This is a genomic window from Couchioplanes caeruleus (assembly GCF_003751945.1).
GTDB classification, from domain to species: Bacteria; Actinomycetota; Actinomycetes; order Mycobacteriales; family Micromonosporaceae; genus Actinoplanes; species Actinoplanes caeruleus.
In genome coordinates this window covers 7,686,778-7,702,396 of sequence record NZ_RJKL01000001.1, presented here as the reverse complement: position 1 = coordinate 7,702,396, position 15,619 = coordinate 7,686,778, and the positions used below count along the sequence as shown (strand labels likewise).

15 protein-coding genes are annotated in these 15,619 nt (G+C 71.0%); 3 read left to right on the top strand and 12 right to left on the bottom strand.

The features are described 5' to 3' along the window. Positions 1-167: 167 nt before the first annotated feature. Positions 168-1,673, bottom strand: coding sequence for a serine hydrolase domain-containing protein (locus EDD30_RS34705; RefSeq protein ID WP_123678680.1), 1,506 nt, complete (start codon positions 1,671-1,673; stop codon positions 168-170). A gap of 119 nt (positions 1,674-1,792) precedes the next feature. Further along, positions 1,793-3,223: an MFS transporter gene (locus EDD30_RS34700; protein ID WP_071806612.1), complete on the bottom strand. Its 1,431-nt coding sequence runs from the start codon at positions 3,221-3,223 to the stop codon at positions 1,793-1,795. A gap of 80 nt (positions 3,224-3,303) precedes the next feature. Between EDD30_RS34700 and EDD30_RS34695 the strand changes: the two genes are divergently transcribed. Further along, the gene (locus EDD30_RS34695) at positions 3,304-3,711 is read left to right on the top strand and encodes a winged helix-turn-helix transcriptional regulator (protein ID WP_071806613.1); all 408 of its coding nucleotides are present in this window, start codon (positions 3,304-3,306) and stop codon (positions 3,709-3,711) included. 127 nt (positions 3,712-3,838) lie between these two features. Here EDD30_RS34695 and EDD30_RS34690 read toward each other — a convergent pair whose 3' ends face one another. Together EDD30_RS34690 and EDD30_RS34685 are read right to left on the bottom strand one after the other, a co-directional pair. Beyond that, complete coding sequence (locus tag EDD30_RS34690) at positions 3,839-4,561, bottom strand: inositol monophosphatase family protein (protein ID WP_425321284.1); 723 nt, start codon at positions 4,559-4,561, stop codon at positions 3,839-3,841. 59 nt (positions 4,562-4,620) lie between these two features. After that, positions 4,621-5,526: a DUF5919 domain-containing protein gene (locus EDD30_RS34685; protein WP_071806615.1), complete on the bottom strand. Its 906-nt coding sequence runs from the start codon at positions 5,524-5,526 to the stop codon at positions 4,621-4,623. Between the two features lie 470 nt (positions 5,527-5,996). Between EDD30_RS34685 and EDD30_RS39575 the strand changes: the two genes are divergently transcribed. After that, positions 5,997-6,158 (top strand): hypothetical protein, encoded by a 162-nt coding sequence (locus EDD30_RS39575; protein WP_170047389.1) that lies wholly within the window; start codon positions 5,997-5,999, stop codon positions 6,156-6,158. Positions 6,159-6,637: 479 nt separating this feature from the next. Here EDD30_RS39575 and EDD30_RS34675 read toward each other — a convergent pair whose 3' ends face one another. Beyond that, positions 6,638-7,564, bottom strand: coding sequence for a 2-dehydropantoate 2-reductase (locus tag EDD30_RS34675; RefSeq protein ID WP_071806617.1), 927 nt, complete (start codon positions 7,562-7,564; stop codon positions 6,638-6,640). Between the two features lie 102 nt (positions 7,565-7,666). Here EDD30_RS34675 and EDD30_RS34670 point away from each other — a divergent pair, with 102 nt between their 5' ends. After that, positions 7,667-8,218 (top strand): CGNR zinc finger domain-containing protein, encoded by a 552-nt coding sequence (locus EDD30_RS34670; protein ID WP_071806618.1) that lies wholly within the window; start codon positions 7,667-7,669, stop codon positions 8,216-8,218. A 19-nt stretch (positions 8,219-8,237) separates the two neighbouring features. Here the strand turns inward: EDD30_RS34670 and EDD30_RS34665 are convergent, their stop codons facing one another. The 7 genes from EDD30_RS34665 to EDD30_RS34635 all read right to left on the bottom strand — a co-directional run bounded on the left by EDD30_RS34665 (position 8,238) and on the right by EDD30_RS34635 (position 15,446). Further along, positions 8,238-9,437, bottom strand: a complete 1,200-nt coding sequence (locus EDD30_RS34665) for an alpha/beta hydrolase family protein (protein ID WP_071806619.1) — start codon at positions 9,435-9,437, stop codon at positions 8,238-8,240. 58 nt (positions 9,438-9,495) lie between these two features. Next, positions 9,496-11,088 (bottom strand): ABC transporter permease, encoded by a 1,593-nt coding sequence (locus EDD30_RS34660; protein ID WP_244945505.1) that lies wholly within the window; start codon positions 11,086-11,088, stop codon positions 9,496-9,498. Between the two features lie 339 nt (positions 11,089-11,427). Next, a complete protein-coding gene (locus tag EDD30_RS34655; RefSeq protein ID WP_244945504.1) occupies positions 11,428-12,081 on the bottom strand; it encodes an ABC transporter ATP-binding protein in 654 nt (217 codons plus the stop codon). Positions 12,082-12,139: 58 nt separating this feature from the next. Then, on the bottom strand, positions 12,140-12,664 hold the full coding sequence (locus EDD30_RS34650) for a PadR family transcriptional regulator (RefSeq protein WP_071806627.1): 525 nt from the start codon (positions 12,662-12,664) through the stop codon (positions 12,140-12,142). A gap of 94 nt (positions 12,665-12,758) precedes the next feature. Further along, on the bottom strand, positions 12,759-13,328 hold the full coding sequence (locus tag EDD30_RS34645) for a hemerythrin domain-containing protein (protein ID WP_071806621.1): 570 nt from the start codon (positions 13,326-13,328) through the stop codon (positions 12,759-12,761). An 82-nt stretch (positions 13,329-13,410) separates the two neighbouring features. Continuing rightward, positions 13,411-14,778, bottom strand: coding sequence for a sensor histidine kinase (locus EDD30_RS34640; RefSeq protein WP_071806622.1), 1,368 nt, complete (start codon positions 14,776-14,778; stop codon positions 13,411-13,413). After that, the gene (locus EDD30_RS34635) at positions 14,775-15,446 is read right to left on the bottom strand and encodes a response regulator transcription factor (protein WP_071806623.1); all 672 of its coding nucleotides are present in this window, start codon (positions 15,444-15,446) and stop codon (positions 14,775-14,777) included. The genes EDD30_RS34640 and EDD30_RS34635 overlap by 4 nt, the downstream gene beginning before the upstream one ends. Positions 15,447-15,619 lie beyond the last annotated feature (173 nt).

Genomic DNA, 15,619 nt, shown 5'->3' with positions numbered 1-15,619 from the left:
GGATAGGCCCGACCGGTGAGCGACGCACATCGCGCGTCACAGCTCAGCGGCGGCTGAAGTCGCTGCCTCCATCGTGTCGGCCCATCCGGGGCACGCCGCAATGCTAGCGGTCGGCACCGGGGCCGTCCACAGTCACCCCTGTGACGAAACCTTCACTGCCGCACCACTCAGTACGGCAGTGTGTTCAGGTGCAAGGGTCTCCGCGATCCGGCCGACGCCGGTCCGTGGCGGAGCAGCCGGCCACCGAAGCGCAGCCAGGCGATCTTGCCGCCGTCGCGCAGGAAGTTGACCCGGGTGTGCGCGGGCGCGCCGGTCGGGTCGAGCACCAGCGCGTAGTCCCTGCGGTAGAACGCCAGCCGCCCGGCCTCGACGCCGTCGAACCGGATGCTGAGCCGGCCCGCATCGGGGACGAGGTCGAGCGCGAGGACGGCGGTGGTGCCGTCCGGGCCGATCTGCTCGCCGGTGTACGTACCCGCATAGGGCGCGAGTGCCGACGCGCTCAGCGGACGCGGCACCGCTCGGAGGTTGTGCACACCGGCGAAGCGGGAGAGCGCCCAGTCATCGGCGAACAATTCGGCCAGAAGGGCCGGGCCGGTCTCCGCGTTGGTCAGCACGGTCAGCGCGAACTCCCGCTCCGGCACCATCAGGAACCCGGAGTGCTGCCCGGTCCAGTCGCCACCGTGCTGCACCACCAGCGGTCCCTCGGCGGTCGGCCGCAGCATCCAGGTGACGCCGAAGCCGTCGACCTCCACGAACAGCGTTCCGCCCGGCCCGGGCCGCGACTGCATCCGGCGCATCGACTCCCGGGTGAGCAGCCGGCCGCCGTCGCCCAGGTGGAAGTTCGCCCAGCGGAGCTGGTCGCGGGCGCTGGAGATCAGGCCGCCGGCCGGGTTCAAACTCCGCCAGATCCGGAAACCCTCCGGGTACGCGACGGGCTCGCCGTTCCCGTCGTACACGTGCGACGTGGCCACCGGCACGCCGGGCAGCTCGTCCAGGGTGAACGCGCTGTGCCGCAGGTGCAGCGGGTCGAGCACGAGAGACCGCACGGCCCGCTCGTACGTCTCCCCGGTGGCGACCTCGATCAGCCGCCCGGCCAGCCCCAGCGCGGCGTTGTTGTACGCCATCGCCCGTCCCGGCGGGGTCAACTGCGGCAGGCGGGACATCCCGGCCACGTACCGGGCGAGCGCGTCCTCGCCCTCGCCGGTGTCCAGGAAGAAGTCGCCCAGCCAGCCGGCGCTGTGGTCGAGCGCCTCGCGCACGGTCACCCGGGCGGACGCGGCCGGGTCGGCGGTGCGGAAGTCCGGCAGATAACTGCGGACCGTACGGTGCAGGTCCAGCCCGCCCCGCTCGACCAGGCGCATGACGGCGGTGCCGACGAAGGTCTTGCTGGTCGAGCCGACCCGGAAGACGGTGTCCGCGTCGACGGGTGCGGGATCGTCGAGGTTGGTCACCCCGAAGCCGCCGACATAGTCGGCGCCGCGGAACCGCAGGCCGTACGCCACGCCCGGAATCCGGTACGCGGCCATGCCGGCCTGGATCTTCTCCTCCAGGTCACGCACGGCCCGCGGCTTGGCGGCGGCGCTCGCCGGGCGGCCCCCGACGAGCGCCGCCGCGCCGCCGGCCGCCGCGGCACCCAGGAGCGTCCGGCGAGACAGCATCAGATCATTCGACATCCCACCACTCTATGCACCGCTGTCTATCCGCTCCGAGGTATCGCGGCTCCCGAATTCGTGCGGCTCGGATGTCGAGAACCTCCGACCACCCCACCCGGGAGGCAGCGCGGGTGAGGCAGCTACCGCGCTCGTGAATGCGGGATGTCGCGCGGGAGCAGCACCACTCCCAGAATCGCCGCGGTGAGGACGATGCCGGTCGCCGCGGCGAAGCCGGCGTCATACCCGCCGTCCAGCGCCGTGAGGCGATCCGCGCCCCGACCGATCAGGTCGGCGCTGCGGGTCGCGGCGATCGTCGCGAGCACCGCCAGGCCGAGCACGCCACCGACCTGCTGCACGGTGTTGTTGACGCCCGAAGCCAGGCCCGAGTCCTCCGGTTCCGCTCCCGACATCGCGATCGTGATGAGTGCGGGAAACGCGAGGCCGCCGCCGATGCCCAGGCAGAGCAGCGCGGGCAGGACATCGGTCAGGTAGTCGCCGCCGACGCCGGCGCGGCCCAGCAGCGTCAGCCCGGCGGCGATGAGCACGAGAGCGGCCACGGCGACCCGCCGCGGTCCGAAGCGGGCGTTGAGCGGTGCGGAAGCGCCCACCGAGAGCAGGCCGATGGCCACCGGGACCGGCAGGTACGACAGTCCGATTCGCACCGGGGTGTAACCGAGCACCAGTTGCAGGTAGAGCGCGCCCAGGAACATCTGCGCGAACATGCCCGCCAGCATCAGGCCGAGCACGAGGTTGCCGCCGGAGAGGCTGCGGGACCGGAACAGGCGCAAGGGCAGCAGCGGCGTCCGCGCGGTCGCCTGCCGGACGAGGAACGCACCGAGAAGCGCGAGCGCCAGGGCTCCGAAGCCCAGCGTGTGCCCGGACCCGAGGCCGTGGTCGGTCGCCTTGACGATCGCGTACGAGCCGATCATGAGTGCCGCCGTCACGAGCAGCGCGCCGGTCGCGTCGGCGCCGTGGCGCAGCCCGGGACCCCGGTCGTCCTCCAGCAGCCGGAGGCCGGCTCCGGCGACGAGGATGCCGAGCGGCACGTTGACGAAGAAGATCCAGTGCCAGCTCAGCGCCTCGGTGAGGACGCCGCCGAGCAGCAGTCCTCCGGACGCCCCGCCGGCGCCGACGAAGCTGTAGACGCCGATCGCCCGGCCGAGCTCGCGGGGGTCGGGAAAGAGCGTGACGATCATGCCCAGGATGACGGCAGAGGTGACCGCACCGCCGGCGCCCTGCACGAAGCGGGCGATGATCAGCATGGTCTGGTCCGTCGCCAGGCCGCACCACAGCGAGGCGAGCACGAACACCGCGATGCCGCTCAGGAAGACGCGCCGGCGCCCGACGAGATCGCCGAGCCGGCCGGCCAGCAGCAGCAGGCCGCCGAAGGCGATCAGGTAGGCGTTGACCACCCAGGTCAGATCCGCCGGCGCGAAGGCGAGGTCCGCCTGGATCGACGGCAGCGCCACGGTGACGATGGTCTGATCCAGAATGATCATGAGGAATCCGGCGCAGAGCACGACGAGCGCCGCCCATCGCGAACGCCGGACCGCGGGTGCGGTGATGGCCATGAAGGAGCCTCCAAAAGGATACGACTTGTTACAGCAGTCATGATGTGTGACCATTGGGCCGCGCGTAAGGAGGCACATTCATGTCACAGCGGAACACCTGTGTGTCCGACCAGGCCATGCATGCCAAGGCCTGCACGGTTCGCGAGGTCCTCGACCGCGTCGGTGGCAAGTGGAGCATCGGCGTGATCATCGAGGCGAGCCGGGCACCGGTGCGCTTCACGGAGCTGGAACGCGCGATCACCGGGATCAGCCGGCGCATGCTGACGCTGACCCTGCGCAACCTCGAACGGGACGGCCTGCTGACCCGCACGGTGTATCCGACCGTTCCCCCCAAGGTCGAATACACCGCCACGGACATGGCGCGCGAGCTCTACGACTCCCTGGTCACGCTGACCGACTGGGCGGACCGGCACCGGGCGGCCATCGCCGCGTCGCGCGAGGCATACGACCACAGGACGGCCGCGGCGGGAACGCCAGGCGACCGCTGAGATCCAGAGGTTCAGGTCCGGGAACGCAGGGCCCCGATGCCGTCGCCGGCCACATCGTCGAAGGCATCCATCGACGTCCGCACGGCCATGAGTGACCACGGGCACGCAGCGCCAAGAGTGACCCGCGTCAAGCGCCGGCGACGAGGCTGAGAACGGCGGGCAGCAGAGCGGGGTGCGCGGCAACGGTCGACTGGACGCACGTGTCATGGGGCAGGCCGTCGCGGTCGACTACCTGAGCTCCAGCTTCCCGGGCGATGATCACTCCGGCTGCGGTGTCCCAGGGTTTGTTGGCCAGCATGGCGATGGCATCTACCCGGCCGGCGGCCAGCCAGGCCAGGTCAATGGCAGCGGATCCGTGCATGCGGATCCGCTGGACCTTCGCAGTGAGCCGTTCAGTCATCGCGAAGCGCTCGCTGTTCTTCTGTGCGGCTCTGTCGCCCACGGCGTAGTCCCCGACGGCCACTACAGCCTCGGAGACCTTCGACACCGAGCTGACAGTGATCCGCCGGCCATCTGCCTCGGCTCCGGCGCCCTCCACGGCGGAGTAACGCTCACCGAGGAAGGGCAGATCGATGACACCAAGTACGGGTCGGCTGCCGACGATCAGGCCCAGCGATATGGCGCACAGTGGCGAGCCATGGACGAAGTTGACCGTGCCGTCCACCGGATCAAGCGCCCACATCAGGTCGTTCGTCGATCCGCTCGTGCCGTTCTCCTCACCGAGGAAACCGACGTCGGGCGTCTTATGGCTGAGGAAGGCCCGGACCTGCTCCTCGATGGCGTAGTCGACCTCGGAGGCCATGTCTCGGTCGCCCTTGGCGGTGAGGACTCCGGGTTGCATCGTGGTCATGATGCCGTGGGCGAGACCGACGGCGTGGTGGGCGATGGGGAGAAGGTCGGCGTAGTGGGTCATCTAGGCTGTCCACCGTCCCATAGCTCGTCGAAGGCGCGCTCGAAGACGGGGTAGAGACCGCCGGTGGACAACCGCTTCTTGATCACCATTGTGGGAGACTCGACGCCTCGGACGTGAGGTAGGTATGGCTGGGCGACGCAGAGTCTCTGGTCGATGATCGTGATGTTGAAGCGGATGGTCTGGTCGTACGTGGCGACCTCGATCCGCTCGCGCAAGTCGACGGGAAGTCGGTCGCGGACCCTCAGTACGCCTTGCAGGTTGAGGGTCGTAAGCGCGCCGAGGTGCCCGGCGATGTGGCCTTCTTCTTCCTCGCGTTGGCGGATTCCCCTGCCCGCGGGGTTTAGGAAGAGCAACCGAAGCCGAGCGCCGTCGCGGACGAGTTGGGTCAGCTGCGTGTCCGCGTACTGCTGACAGATGAGATTGAGGGACAGCCCGGCGGCGCGGATGTCCGTGGCGCAGTCGAAGAGGGCGTGAGGCGGCATCCGGGACGTGAACTCCGACCGGCTCGGGTAGACCGCGTCGACGTCGGAGTACTGCTCAGCCAAGATCTGGTCGGTCTGCTCGCGTGTCTGTGCGGATGCGTGGCTGTTTTCGCGGGAGGCGGTCTGGGTCCGTTCACCCAACAGCAGCGTGACCCGCGCGTCGGTGGGCATGCAGAGGCCGGCGGCGATGCGAGTGAGTACGTCGACGCTGCTGACCTTGCGGCCGCCGCCGATGATCTCGCTGACCTGGGCCTGGCTGAGGCCAGTGGCCACGCCGAGGTGGGTTTGGCTGACTCGGGTCTCGCGTTGGATGAGCCGGAAAAGTTGGGCGACGTCGCGGGCCGCCAGGGCGTCGAGTACGGCGTCGGTTTCCCAGAGCAGGGCGGGGACGCTGAACGCGGTCGCGGTCCGAGGGCTCACGTGGGCTCCCTACCTGCCGGAGCGGTCACCTATCCGCGTGCCGGATAGCAACGCAAGGGATGCGTATCCGGCCGACGGATACAATCTACTCCTCGATGGACTACAGCTCGTGATGGGTTGACGGCGCTCCGCGGACCATCATCAGGACATGCCCATGTCATCGGGAAATACCGGTCCTGCGAGGGCCGCGGCCGGCGGCTTGCGTCGCAACGCCGCACGACGCGCGCTGGTGAGGGCGTCACGGCCAGCATCTAGGCCGCGCCCTTGGGTGGGCCGGTTCCTCGCGGTCCGCGGCTTCCTGGCCTCGTGCGGCTTGCCGGACCTGCTGGCTCGGGAGCAGATGTGACGCGGCATTCGGCGCCCAGTAATAGCTACCCGGCGCACAGTCGGGGTCGATTGACTCCCGACGCCATTCTGGGCGTCCGGTTCCGAGCGGCCGGCGGTCTCCGGCGCGGAGTGATCCAAACGACATGCGGAGCTTCATCACGCGTGTCGCGGATGACATGGCGTCGCTGTACCGCGAACTGGCCGACGTGTACGCCGAGAATCATCGCGTCAAAGCTGCCTTGGCCGCCTGGCAGAGCGAACAGACCCCCGCTCCGGACCACGGCGCGCATCGGCGTTTGCGATGAGCGGTACGCACGGTCCGGAAACCGGCAAGGCTCACGGCATCTCGTGACTCGGCAGACTACCGGTCCCCGGGAGTTGGCCGAACCGCGCGAGCCCAGACCGGGTGATCTGGTGGTCCTGACTGCGCAGGCAAGTGTGCAGTTCGCGGGCGGCCGGTCGGTGCGTTTCCGCATCATCAGTGTCGACCCGAGGGTCACGTACGCCGGCTGGGTCTGGCTGGTCGGCTACGTTGTGGGCGCCGGCGGTGAGGCTGACGAACGGCGTGAGGTGTTCGTCCAGCGGGCCGGTCTGCTGCGTCGATCAGTGGGTGAGCTTCTCGCCCGCCGACGCGTGAGCGTTCCGGTCGGATGGCCGTCAATCCGGCGCGTTTCCCTGGCGGGGCTCATGCTCATGGTGTCGACAACTCGGTGTTCGGCGTTCGAGTAGGCGGAGCGTCAGATGGCCTTCAACGTGCCGCCGCCGAAGCTGTCGATCGGGGCGCTTACGCCGAGGCACTCCCGCTTTCGCGCAGGCTGAGCACTTCGTGGATGACGTCGTGCACCGGCGTCGGGGTGCCGGTGCGGGCACCCAGCCGCACGACGGCGCCGGTCCAGGCGTCGAGCTCGGATCGGCGGCCGGCCTTGATGTCGCGGTGCAGCGACGTCGTCCCCTCGGCCGGCTGCTGGTCGACGAAGGCCATGGTTCTCGCCACGATGTCGGCCGGCAGCGCCACGCCGTGGGCACGGGCGAGTCCCTCGATCTCCGCCATCGCGGCTTGCAGGATCCGGCGCGTGCCCGGCCGTTGCCGAAGGACCCCGAAGGTCGCGTCGGTGACCGCTCCGAGCCCGCCGGAGGGCACCACGAACAGGAACTTCGCCCACAGGTCGGCCCAGATGTCGGCCGGAGGCGTCGTCGTGATGCCGGCGCCGACGAGCGCTTCGCGGATTCGCTCGGCCCGCCCGGTCGGCCGGTTGTCCCATTCGGCGAGGTCGAGCGCGCCCGGGCCGCCGGCGTGGCGCACCGTGCCGGGCCCGGCGAGCATGGCGATCACCTTGGCCACGCCGGGCATGACCGCGTGCCGGCCGACCGCCTGCGCGACCCGGTGCGGAGCCTCGACGCCGTTCTGCACGGTGATGACGGCGGTGTCCGGGCCGGCGAGCGGCGGCAGCGCGGCGAGCGCCTCGTCGAGCTGCCAGGTCTTCACCGCCAGCAGGACGGCGTCGACGGCGCCGATGCCGGTCGGGTCGTCCGTGGCCCGGACGGGCGTGACCGTGGCCGCGCCGTCGACGCCGATCACCGTGAGCCCCGCGGCGCGCAGGGCCGCGAGATGGGAACCCCGGGCGATCAGCGTGACGTCGTGGCCGGCGCCGGCGAGCCGGCCGCCGAGATACCCGCCTAGACCACCCGCTCCGATGACGGCGAACCTCATGACACCTCCAGGGACGAATGAGCGCCGCCCTCACGCTACCGGTTGAACAGGTAACACGAAGCTGTGATCTGTGTTACCCCATAGAGTGGTAACGTAGTCGCCGTGAAATTTCGTTTCCACGGCGGCCGGCCGTCGGTGAACTTCACCGCCACCGTGGACGAGCGCTGGCGGGACGGCGGGTTCGAGCGCCTCGCCGCACCGGCCGCGCTGGGCCGGTGGTTCACCGAGGCCGGGCTCACCGGGAACGACCCGCGCTGCTCCCGGGCCGACCTCCGCCACGCCCGCGAGCTCCGCGAGGCCGTCTACCGGCTGATGCTGGCACGGATGGGCCGGTGCCGGCCGGCGCCGGACGATGTCGCCACCGTGAATGCCTGGGCGGCGAAGCCGCCGCCGGCGGTCGAGCTGTGCGCGGAGGCGAGTGGACTCTGCGCCCGGCCGGCCCGGGTGACCGCGCCGGCCCTGCTCGCTCTGCTGGCCCGCGACGCCGTGGACGTCATCGGCGGGGCCGCCGGGCCACGACTGCGCGAATGCGACAACGCCGAGTGTTCGCTGCTCTTCGTCGACACGTCGCGGGCGGGCACGCGGCGCTGGTGCTCCATGAGCGCCTGCGGTGCCCGCGACAAGATGACCCGATACCGCTCCGGCGGCACGTGATCCGTGGGAGCACGCCGTGTCAGGCGATGAAGACCACCTCGGGGAAGGCCGGGTTCGGGCCGTCGAGCAGGCACCCCCGGCCTCGCAGGTGAAGGTCGAAGAACGCCAGCGGGTACGCCTGCTGAATCCGCACCGCCCTGCCCGGGTCGAGGGCACCGATCCATTCGGTGAGCTTCTCGTCGGGTAGTCCGATGACCTTCGCCAGTTGCGGGAGAAGCCACTGCTGGTCGCAGTACGACGAGTGGATCGCGCCGCCGGCCTGGACGTTGAGTCGCCATCCGCGCAGCTTCGACCAGAACTGGGAGACGCTCGGTTCCGCCGCCCGGGTGTACTCCGCAGTCATCAGCATGAACGGCCGATCCAGCTCGGCACCTATCGGTGGTTGCGACTGCATGGGGCCGTCGAGGCTCACCCCCGCCTTGACCCGCTCGTCCCCCGCCATCACGAGAGCGGTCGCCGTGGCGCCTTTCGACCAGCCGAACATGCCGATGCGGTGCGCGTCGAGGGCGGCGTTCAGGCCGGCCGGCAGCGGCCGGCCCGCCGTGTCGGGATTGCGGCCGGCCGCAAGGTCCTCGATGCGGTCGAGCACGAAGGTGAGGTCCCGGGCGAAGTCCCACGGTGTCAGCGCCGGGTCGTCCAGCGGGACGCCGAGCCGGCCGTCGGGAAACTCGGTGAACGCGTCGTAGGTGTGGTCCACAGTGACCACCACGTACCCGTGGCTGGCGAGTTCCTGCACCACGATCGTGGTATCGGAACGGTGATCGTGGGCGCCGTGCGAGAACACGACCACCGGCAGGCGCCCGCCCGTCCGCCGGACCGGGGCACGCTCGTGTCCGGTCGTGAGTGGCGCCGCCGCGGCATCGGGGTCGAGACCGGCCGACGTGAGCAGTTCGCGCAGCAGAGCGGCGGACATCCACGGCGTCAGCGGATGGCGGCCGACGTCACGGGCGGGATACCAGAGGCTCACCATCAGCTCGCGGTAACGGCCCGGTCCGGCCACGGGGTCCGGACGCGCCGTGTCGACGAGGTGCAGCGGCACCGTACCGACCGGGTAGGGGCCGGTGGGCGGGGGCAGCGTCAATCGTGCCGGACGCGAGGCGGGTGCCGCCCACGCGGTGCGGGCCGCGCCGATCGGCAAGGCGGCCCCGGCTGCCAGCGCGGCGGCGAGCATGCCGCGGCGTGTCATTCCTCGTCCGCCGATGAACGTGGTGTTCGTCATGGAAGCTCCTGGGAGTTGTCGGGAAGCCGCCCGGCAGGCCCGCCCGGCGGCAGTCCGGCTATGCGGTGCGGGCCGTCTCGGGGCCGGTGATGCGCTCCAGCAACGGCATGGTGCCGGCGGTGATGGCGAGGCAGGACGCGATCCCGGCGGCGACGATCGCGTAGAACCCCACGCCAGGGGCGACGAGGGTGTAGTCCATCTGCGCCTCGAGGAAGAGCTGTGCGGCGAGCAGACCCGTCGCTATGGACACGACGGCCACGACGAGCATCGGCGCGGCGCTCTCCAGTGCGACCACCCGGCGCAGCGTCCGCACGGACACGCCGCTGAGCCGCAGCAGGCTGAACGGCCGTTTGCGTTCGGTGAGACCTCCGACGACGCTGACCGCAAGACTGCAACCGGCGAGCACGAGGCTGGCGATGATGATGACGTTGGCCAGTTGCTGCCAGCCCCGCATCTGACTGGCGAACTGGGACTCGAAGTCGCCGGGGACGTTCGGAGCGGCCCAGAATGCCGTCGGGTAGGCCACCTCGAGAGTGGTGCGCGAGCGCTCGATCGCGGCGGCCGAGCCGTCCGTGCCGACGACCATCGACCCCATCGGCAGCTCGGCAAGATCATCGAGTGGCACCGCCGCCTCGGGCCAGATCGTCGTGGACGACGCTGATCCGCGGACGGGGGTGAGGTCCATGGACGTCTCGGCGACGTTCGCGCCGTGGGCGCACCGGCCAAAGCGCTGCGGGATATCCGCACACGCGACCACCGCGACATCGTGGCCCGGCCCGGTCAACGGGTTCGCGCGGAGCACCGTCGTGCTCTGCACGCCGGGGATCGCGCGCAGTTCGTTCAGCACCGGCCCGGCCTCCGACGGCGGGTTCTCGGCAAAGACTGCGGACAGAGTGCCGGCATCGGTCGAGCCGATCGGGGCAGGCCCCCGATGGGCCACGATCGTGGTGACGACACCGACCGCCACGCTCGTCACGAAGAGGGCGAGCATGATTCCACTGATGGCTCGGAAGCCGGCCTTCGGATTGTCGGCGAGGCGCCGCGCGGCGAGGAGCGCGGCGGGCCGGCTGGCGTGGCGCGCCATCGCCCGTGCGACCACCATCGTCAGCCACGGGCCGGCGAGGACCAGGCCGACCATGATCAGGAGGATGCCCGGCAGGAACACGGCAGTCTGGCCGCCGGACGTCGCGGGCCGGTGCGCGATGCCGAAGATCAGCACGCCGACGCCGAGCGCCACGGGGATCAGCCGGTACGGGCGCGGGGCGGTCCGGGCGACCCGCCGGGCGACCCCGAGCGCGGAGATCCGGACCCGACGCAGCGAGATCTGGGCGGCCACCGCGGCACCGGCCGGGACGCCGGCGGCGACGAGCAGGACGTGCGGCACGCTCAGCGACATGTCGCCGGGAAAGAACGGCATACCGGTGAACGGAATCGCCGCAAGTGAGTCTCGTAAGGCGAAGAACAGGACGAACCCCAGGGCGGTGCCGACGGCGGCCGCGACGCTCGCCTCGATCGCGGCGAACAGCGCGATCTGCTTCGGCGTCGCGCCCAGCAGGCGCATCGCGGCGAACCGTTGCTCTCTGCGGGCGGCGCCCAGCCTGGTGGCCGTGCCGATGAAGACCAGTACCGGGAACAGCAGTCCGCCGGCCACGGTTCGCCGGGGAGGCGTAGTACTCCCCCGGTCCGGGCGTCTTCGGCACGCCGGGCGGTATCGGCGCGCCGGGTCCGGTCGCGGCGACATCGACGCGCAGGATCTGCGCACCCTGGAAGTAGTCCTCCCGGGTCGACCACCACAGCGCATCCGCGTCACCGGCGGTCGAACCGGCGGGGAACAGCATCGCGTATCGCGTGAGCTGCGCGTTGACCGCGTTGACCCCGGCGAGCGTGGCCAGCAGTAGCCCGGCGCCCACCGCGACCGCGGCGGCGATGACCACGAGGCGGGTGAGGGCCTCGCGGCCGCCGGCCACGGCCAGGCGCAGGCCGAAGCCGATCACGACGGGATCCTCTGCGGCGCGGTGACTCGCCCGTCGCGCACCATGGCCTCGCGGTCGGCGTACGCGGCGACCCGTGGCTCGTGGGTGACCAGCACGACCGTGGTGCCTTGCTCGCGGGCCGTGGAGACGAGCAGCTCCATGACGTGTTCACCGGTGAGCGAGTCCAGCGCCCCGGTCGGTTCGTCGGCGAACAGGATCTCCGGCTCTGCCACCAGGCCGCGAGCGAGAGCGACGCGCTGCGCCTGGCCGCCGGAGAGTTCTCCGGACCGGCGCGACTGCAGGCCCTCGAGCCCCAGCCGCTCGAACCATCCGTGTGCCGAGCGCAGCGCCTGCGCCCGGCGGACCCCGTTGAGCAGCAACGGCAGGGCGACGTTCTCCACCGCGGTGAGCTCCGGGACGAGCTGGCCGAATTGGAACACGAACCCGAACCGTTCCCGGCGCAGGAGGCTGCGCTGCGTCTCGGACATCGAGTCGATCCGGGCCCCACCGAAGCGGATCTCGCCGGAGCCGGGCACGAGGATGCCGGCCAGGCAGTGCAGCAGCGTCGACTTGCCGGAGCCGCTCGGGCCCATGATGGCGAAGATCTCCCCCGCCTCCACGGCGAGGTTCGCGCCGCGCAGTGCCGGGGTCCGGCCGAACGAGAACTCCACGTACACCCATGCTGAAGTGTCACTGTCGACCAGCAGTCGCGCGCTTCCAGGAGGTCGGTCACGGCCGCACCGCCTTCTTCAGGGCGTCCAGCCGGGCACCGGTCATCTCGATCCACCGCAGGTCCGCTTCCAGGTGGTACAGGCCGTGATCGGCGAGCAGCGCGTCGATGAGTCCACCGGCGCGCTTGACGGTGGTCAGCTCGCGCATGCGCTGGACGTGGGCGCGGCGCTGGGTGTCGAGGTACTCGTCGGCGGGACGGTCCAGCATCAGCGCCAGCACCACCTTGGTGAACAGCACGCTCTGCAGGTGGGGCTCCGGCTCGACCGGCTGGGTCAGCCACTGCTCGACCTCCGTGGCGCCCAGGTCGGTGATGACATAGCGCTTCCGGTCGGGGCCGTCGCCGGGCTCGACGTCGCTGATCACCACCTTTCCGTCGCGGGACAGGCGGCTGAGGGTCGAGTAGACCTGCCCGAAGGGCAATGGCTTGCCGCGTGCGAAGAAGGCGTCGTAGTCGCGCTTGAGGTCGTAGCCATGGCTGGGATGCCGCTCCAGCAGCCCCAGAAAGGTGAGGGGAACGCTCATACCGGCGAGCATACACTGAGGATATACACTCAGTGTATACCGGTGCCGACGAATGACCGGCCACCCCCGGCGCGGGATGGCCGGCCGTGTCCGGTCAGCGGGTGGCGCGTCCGGTGAGCTTGTCACGGAGCCGGTCGACCAGGCCCACGCCCGGTCCCACCAGCTTGTGGAACAGCTCGTTGTTCGGTGCGCCGGGGTGCGGCCGGGTGGGCGCCAGCTTCTTGGCGGTCTCCACCTTCCCGGCCAGTTCGGTGAGCTCCTCCCGGGGGATGCGGCGCCGCATCTCGGGGAACTGGTCGGACTCCTCGTCCTGCACGTGGTCGGTCAGGATCTCTTCGAGCCGGCGCAGCGCCTCCTCGAACTCCACGCCGGAGACGTCGAGATCCTCCAGCTTCTTCATCGCCTCCTCGAGCTCCTTGTGCTCCTCCACGTCGTGCTCGACGGCCTTGTCGCCCTCGGGCAGGTGCTTGCGCATCGCCGGGTAGACGTACATCTCCTCGGCGACGGCGTGCCGCACCAGCTCGCTGATGGCGGTGTCGGTCAGGTCTCGGCGGATCATCGGATCCTGGACCGTCCAGATCTCCGCGATCAGGGCGGTGACGTCGCGGTGGTCGGCGGTGAGGACGTCGATGACGTCCCGCTCGCCGGCGGGGGTGCTGGTCATGAATCCTCCATGGGTCGCAGCCGTACGGAAACAAGAGCGGTCTACCCCGTCCGGCAGCGCCTACACCCTCCCCGCAGGACAGTCAGGAGGAAGCCGGGAAGGTGACCACGGCGTCGATTCCGGTACGGCCGGCCGGGCACAGCACCGCGGTTCCGCCGCCGGCGGTCGCGAGCTTGCGCACCAGTGACAGGCCGAGCCCGGTGCCGTCCTTGGGCGCGTCCGGGGCCCGCCAGAACGGGTCGAGGGCCCGCTCGCGCTGCTCCGGGGGCAGTCCGGGCCCGGCGTCGACCACATGCAGCTCCACCGTGTCGTCCGATCCCGGCCGCCAGGTGATCGCGATGGTGCTGTCCGGCGGCGCCACCCGCAGCGCGTTGGACACCAGGTTGTCGATGATCTGCTCGACCGCGCCGGTGATCGCCTGCACGCGCGCCTCCTGCGGCCCGGCGGACGTGAGCCGGACCTGCCGCTCGGCCGCGAGCGGCGACCACAGGGAGATCCGGTCCGCCACCGCGCCGGCGAGCACGACCGGCTCGCGCGACAACGAGCTCTGCTCCGAGCGGGCCATCGCCAGCAGCGTCTCCACCATGTGCGCGAGCCGGTCGGTCTCGGTGATCGCCGCCTGGAGGTCCCGGGTGCCGCCGTCCGCGATGTCCGGCTCCAGGTTCTCCAGACGCAGCCGCAGCGCCGCCAGCGGCGTCTTGAGCTGGTGCGACGCGTGCCCCACGAAGGACCGCTGCGACTCGAGCAGGTTGTGCATCCGTTCGGCGGTGGCCCGGAAGGTGGCGGCGAGCCGCCGCAGCTCGGGCGGCCCGGTCGTCGCCGGCACGGGCAGCACGCCGTCGGGCAGGCGCCGGGTCGCCCGCTCGAGGGCGCGCACCGGCTTGCTGATCCAGCGCGCCAGCGCCAGCGCGATCAGCGCCACCGCCGCCAGCACGACCACCCCGACGCCGGCCAGCAGCAGCCAGAACTGCTCGATCCGGGAGGTAAGCGGTCCTTTCGGTACGGTGACCCGCACCGCGCCCTGCGCGGCCATCCCGGGATTGACGGCCGCGGCCACGGACATGATGGCGGCTCCCCCCGCCTCGGCGTCGCGGGTGCTGATCCGCCCCTGACCCTCCAGCACCGTACGGATGTCCGGCGCCGAGGCCAGGCTGCCGGGCGGATGCCGGTCCGGATGCGTGCTCGCCAGCAACCACCCGCGGGCGTCGACCACGTCGACGTCGCCGCCGAGGCGCTGGGCGGACTCGTGCGCCAGCAGGTCGATCTGCTCCCGCTGCCCGTTACGCATCGCGGTGTCCACGAACGCGGCGAGCACCTCGGCGTCGTGCTCCAACTGCGCGAACGCGTGCTGGGTCTCGCTGCGGTGGTAGACGTACCCCAGCGGCACCTCCAGGGCAATCAAGATCAAGAGCGCGAAGGTGAGGTACGTGAGCAGCAGCCGCCGCGTCATGGCTGGACGACGAGGCGGAACCCGACACCCCGGCGGGTCTCGATCCAGGCCGGGTCGCCGAGCTTGCGCCGCAGGCTCGCCACGTGGAAGTCGAGGGTCTTGCCGCGGCCGAAGAAGTTCGGCTCCCACACCGCCTCGAGGATGTCCCGGCGGGCCACGACCGCGCCCGGGTCGGCCGCCAGCAGGACGAGCAGGTCGTACTCCTTCGGCGCGAGACCGATCACCGTGTCGCGCAGCCGCACCTCACGAGTGCGCCGGTCGATGACCAGGGCACCCAGCCGGGGCACGTGCCCCTCGGGCCGGGACACGGCCGCGACAGGCCGGGCCCGGCGGCCGACCGCGTGCATGCGCGCCACCAGTTCCCGGAGACTGAAGGGCTTGGCCAGATAGTCGTCGGCACCCAGCTCCAGACCGATGACCCGGTCGGCCTCGTCCCCGCGCGCCGTGAGCATGATCAGCGGGATGTCGTCGGTGCTGCGCAGCCGCCGGCACACCTCGATGCCGTCGATGTCCGGCAACCCGAGGTCGAGCAGGACCATCTCCGGGCGCGGCGCCGCCAGTGCGTCCGCCCCGGTGGCCACCCGCCTGACCGCCATGCCGTACCGGCTCAGCCCGGCGACCAGGGGCTCGGCGATCGAATCGTCGTCCTCGACCAGCAGAACCCGCATCCCACCATCTCCCGCTCCGTGCCGGGCGTCCCGGACGGTGATGGATACGCACCGGCCGCCCCATCGGTTGAAGGCGGCCGCGGCGCCTATGCCAGGAGACGGCCAGGAATCGGCCAGCACGCGGTCAGAACACTCCCAGGCTCCCGTCCGCCGGTGACCGGGAGGCGTACCGC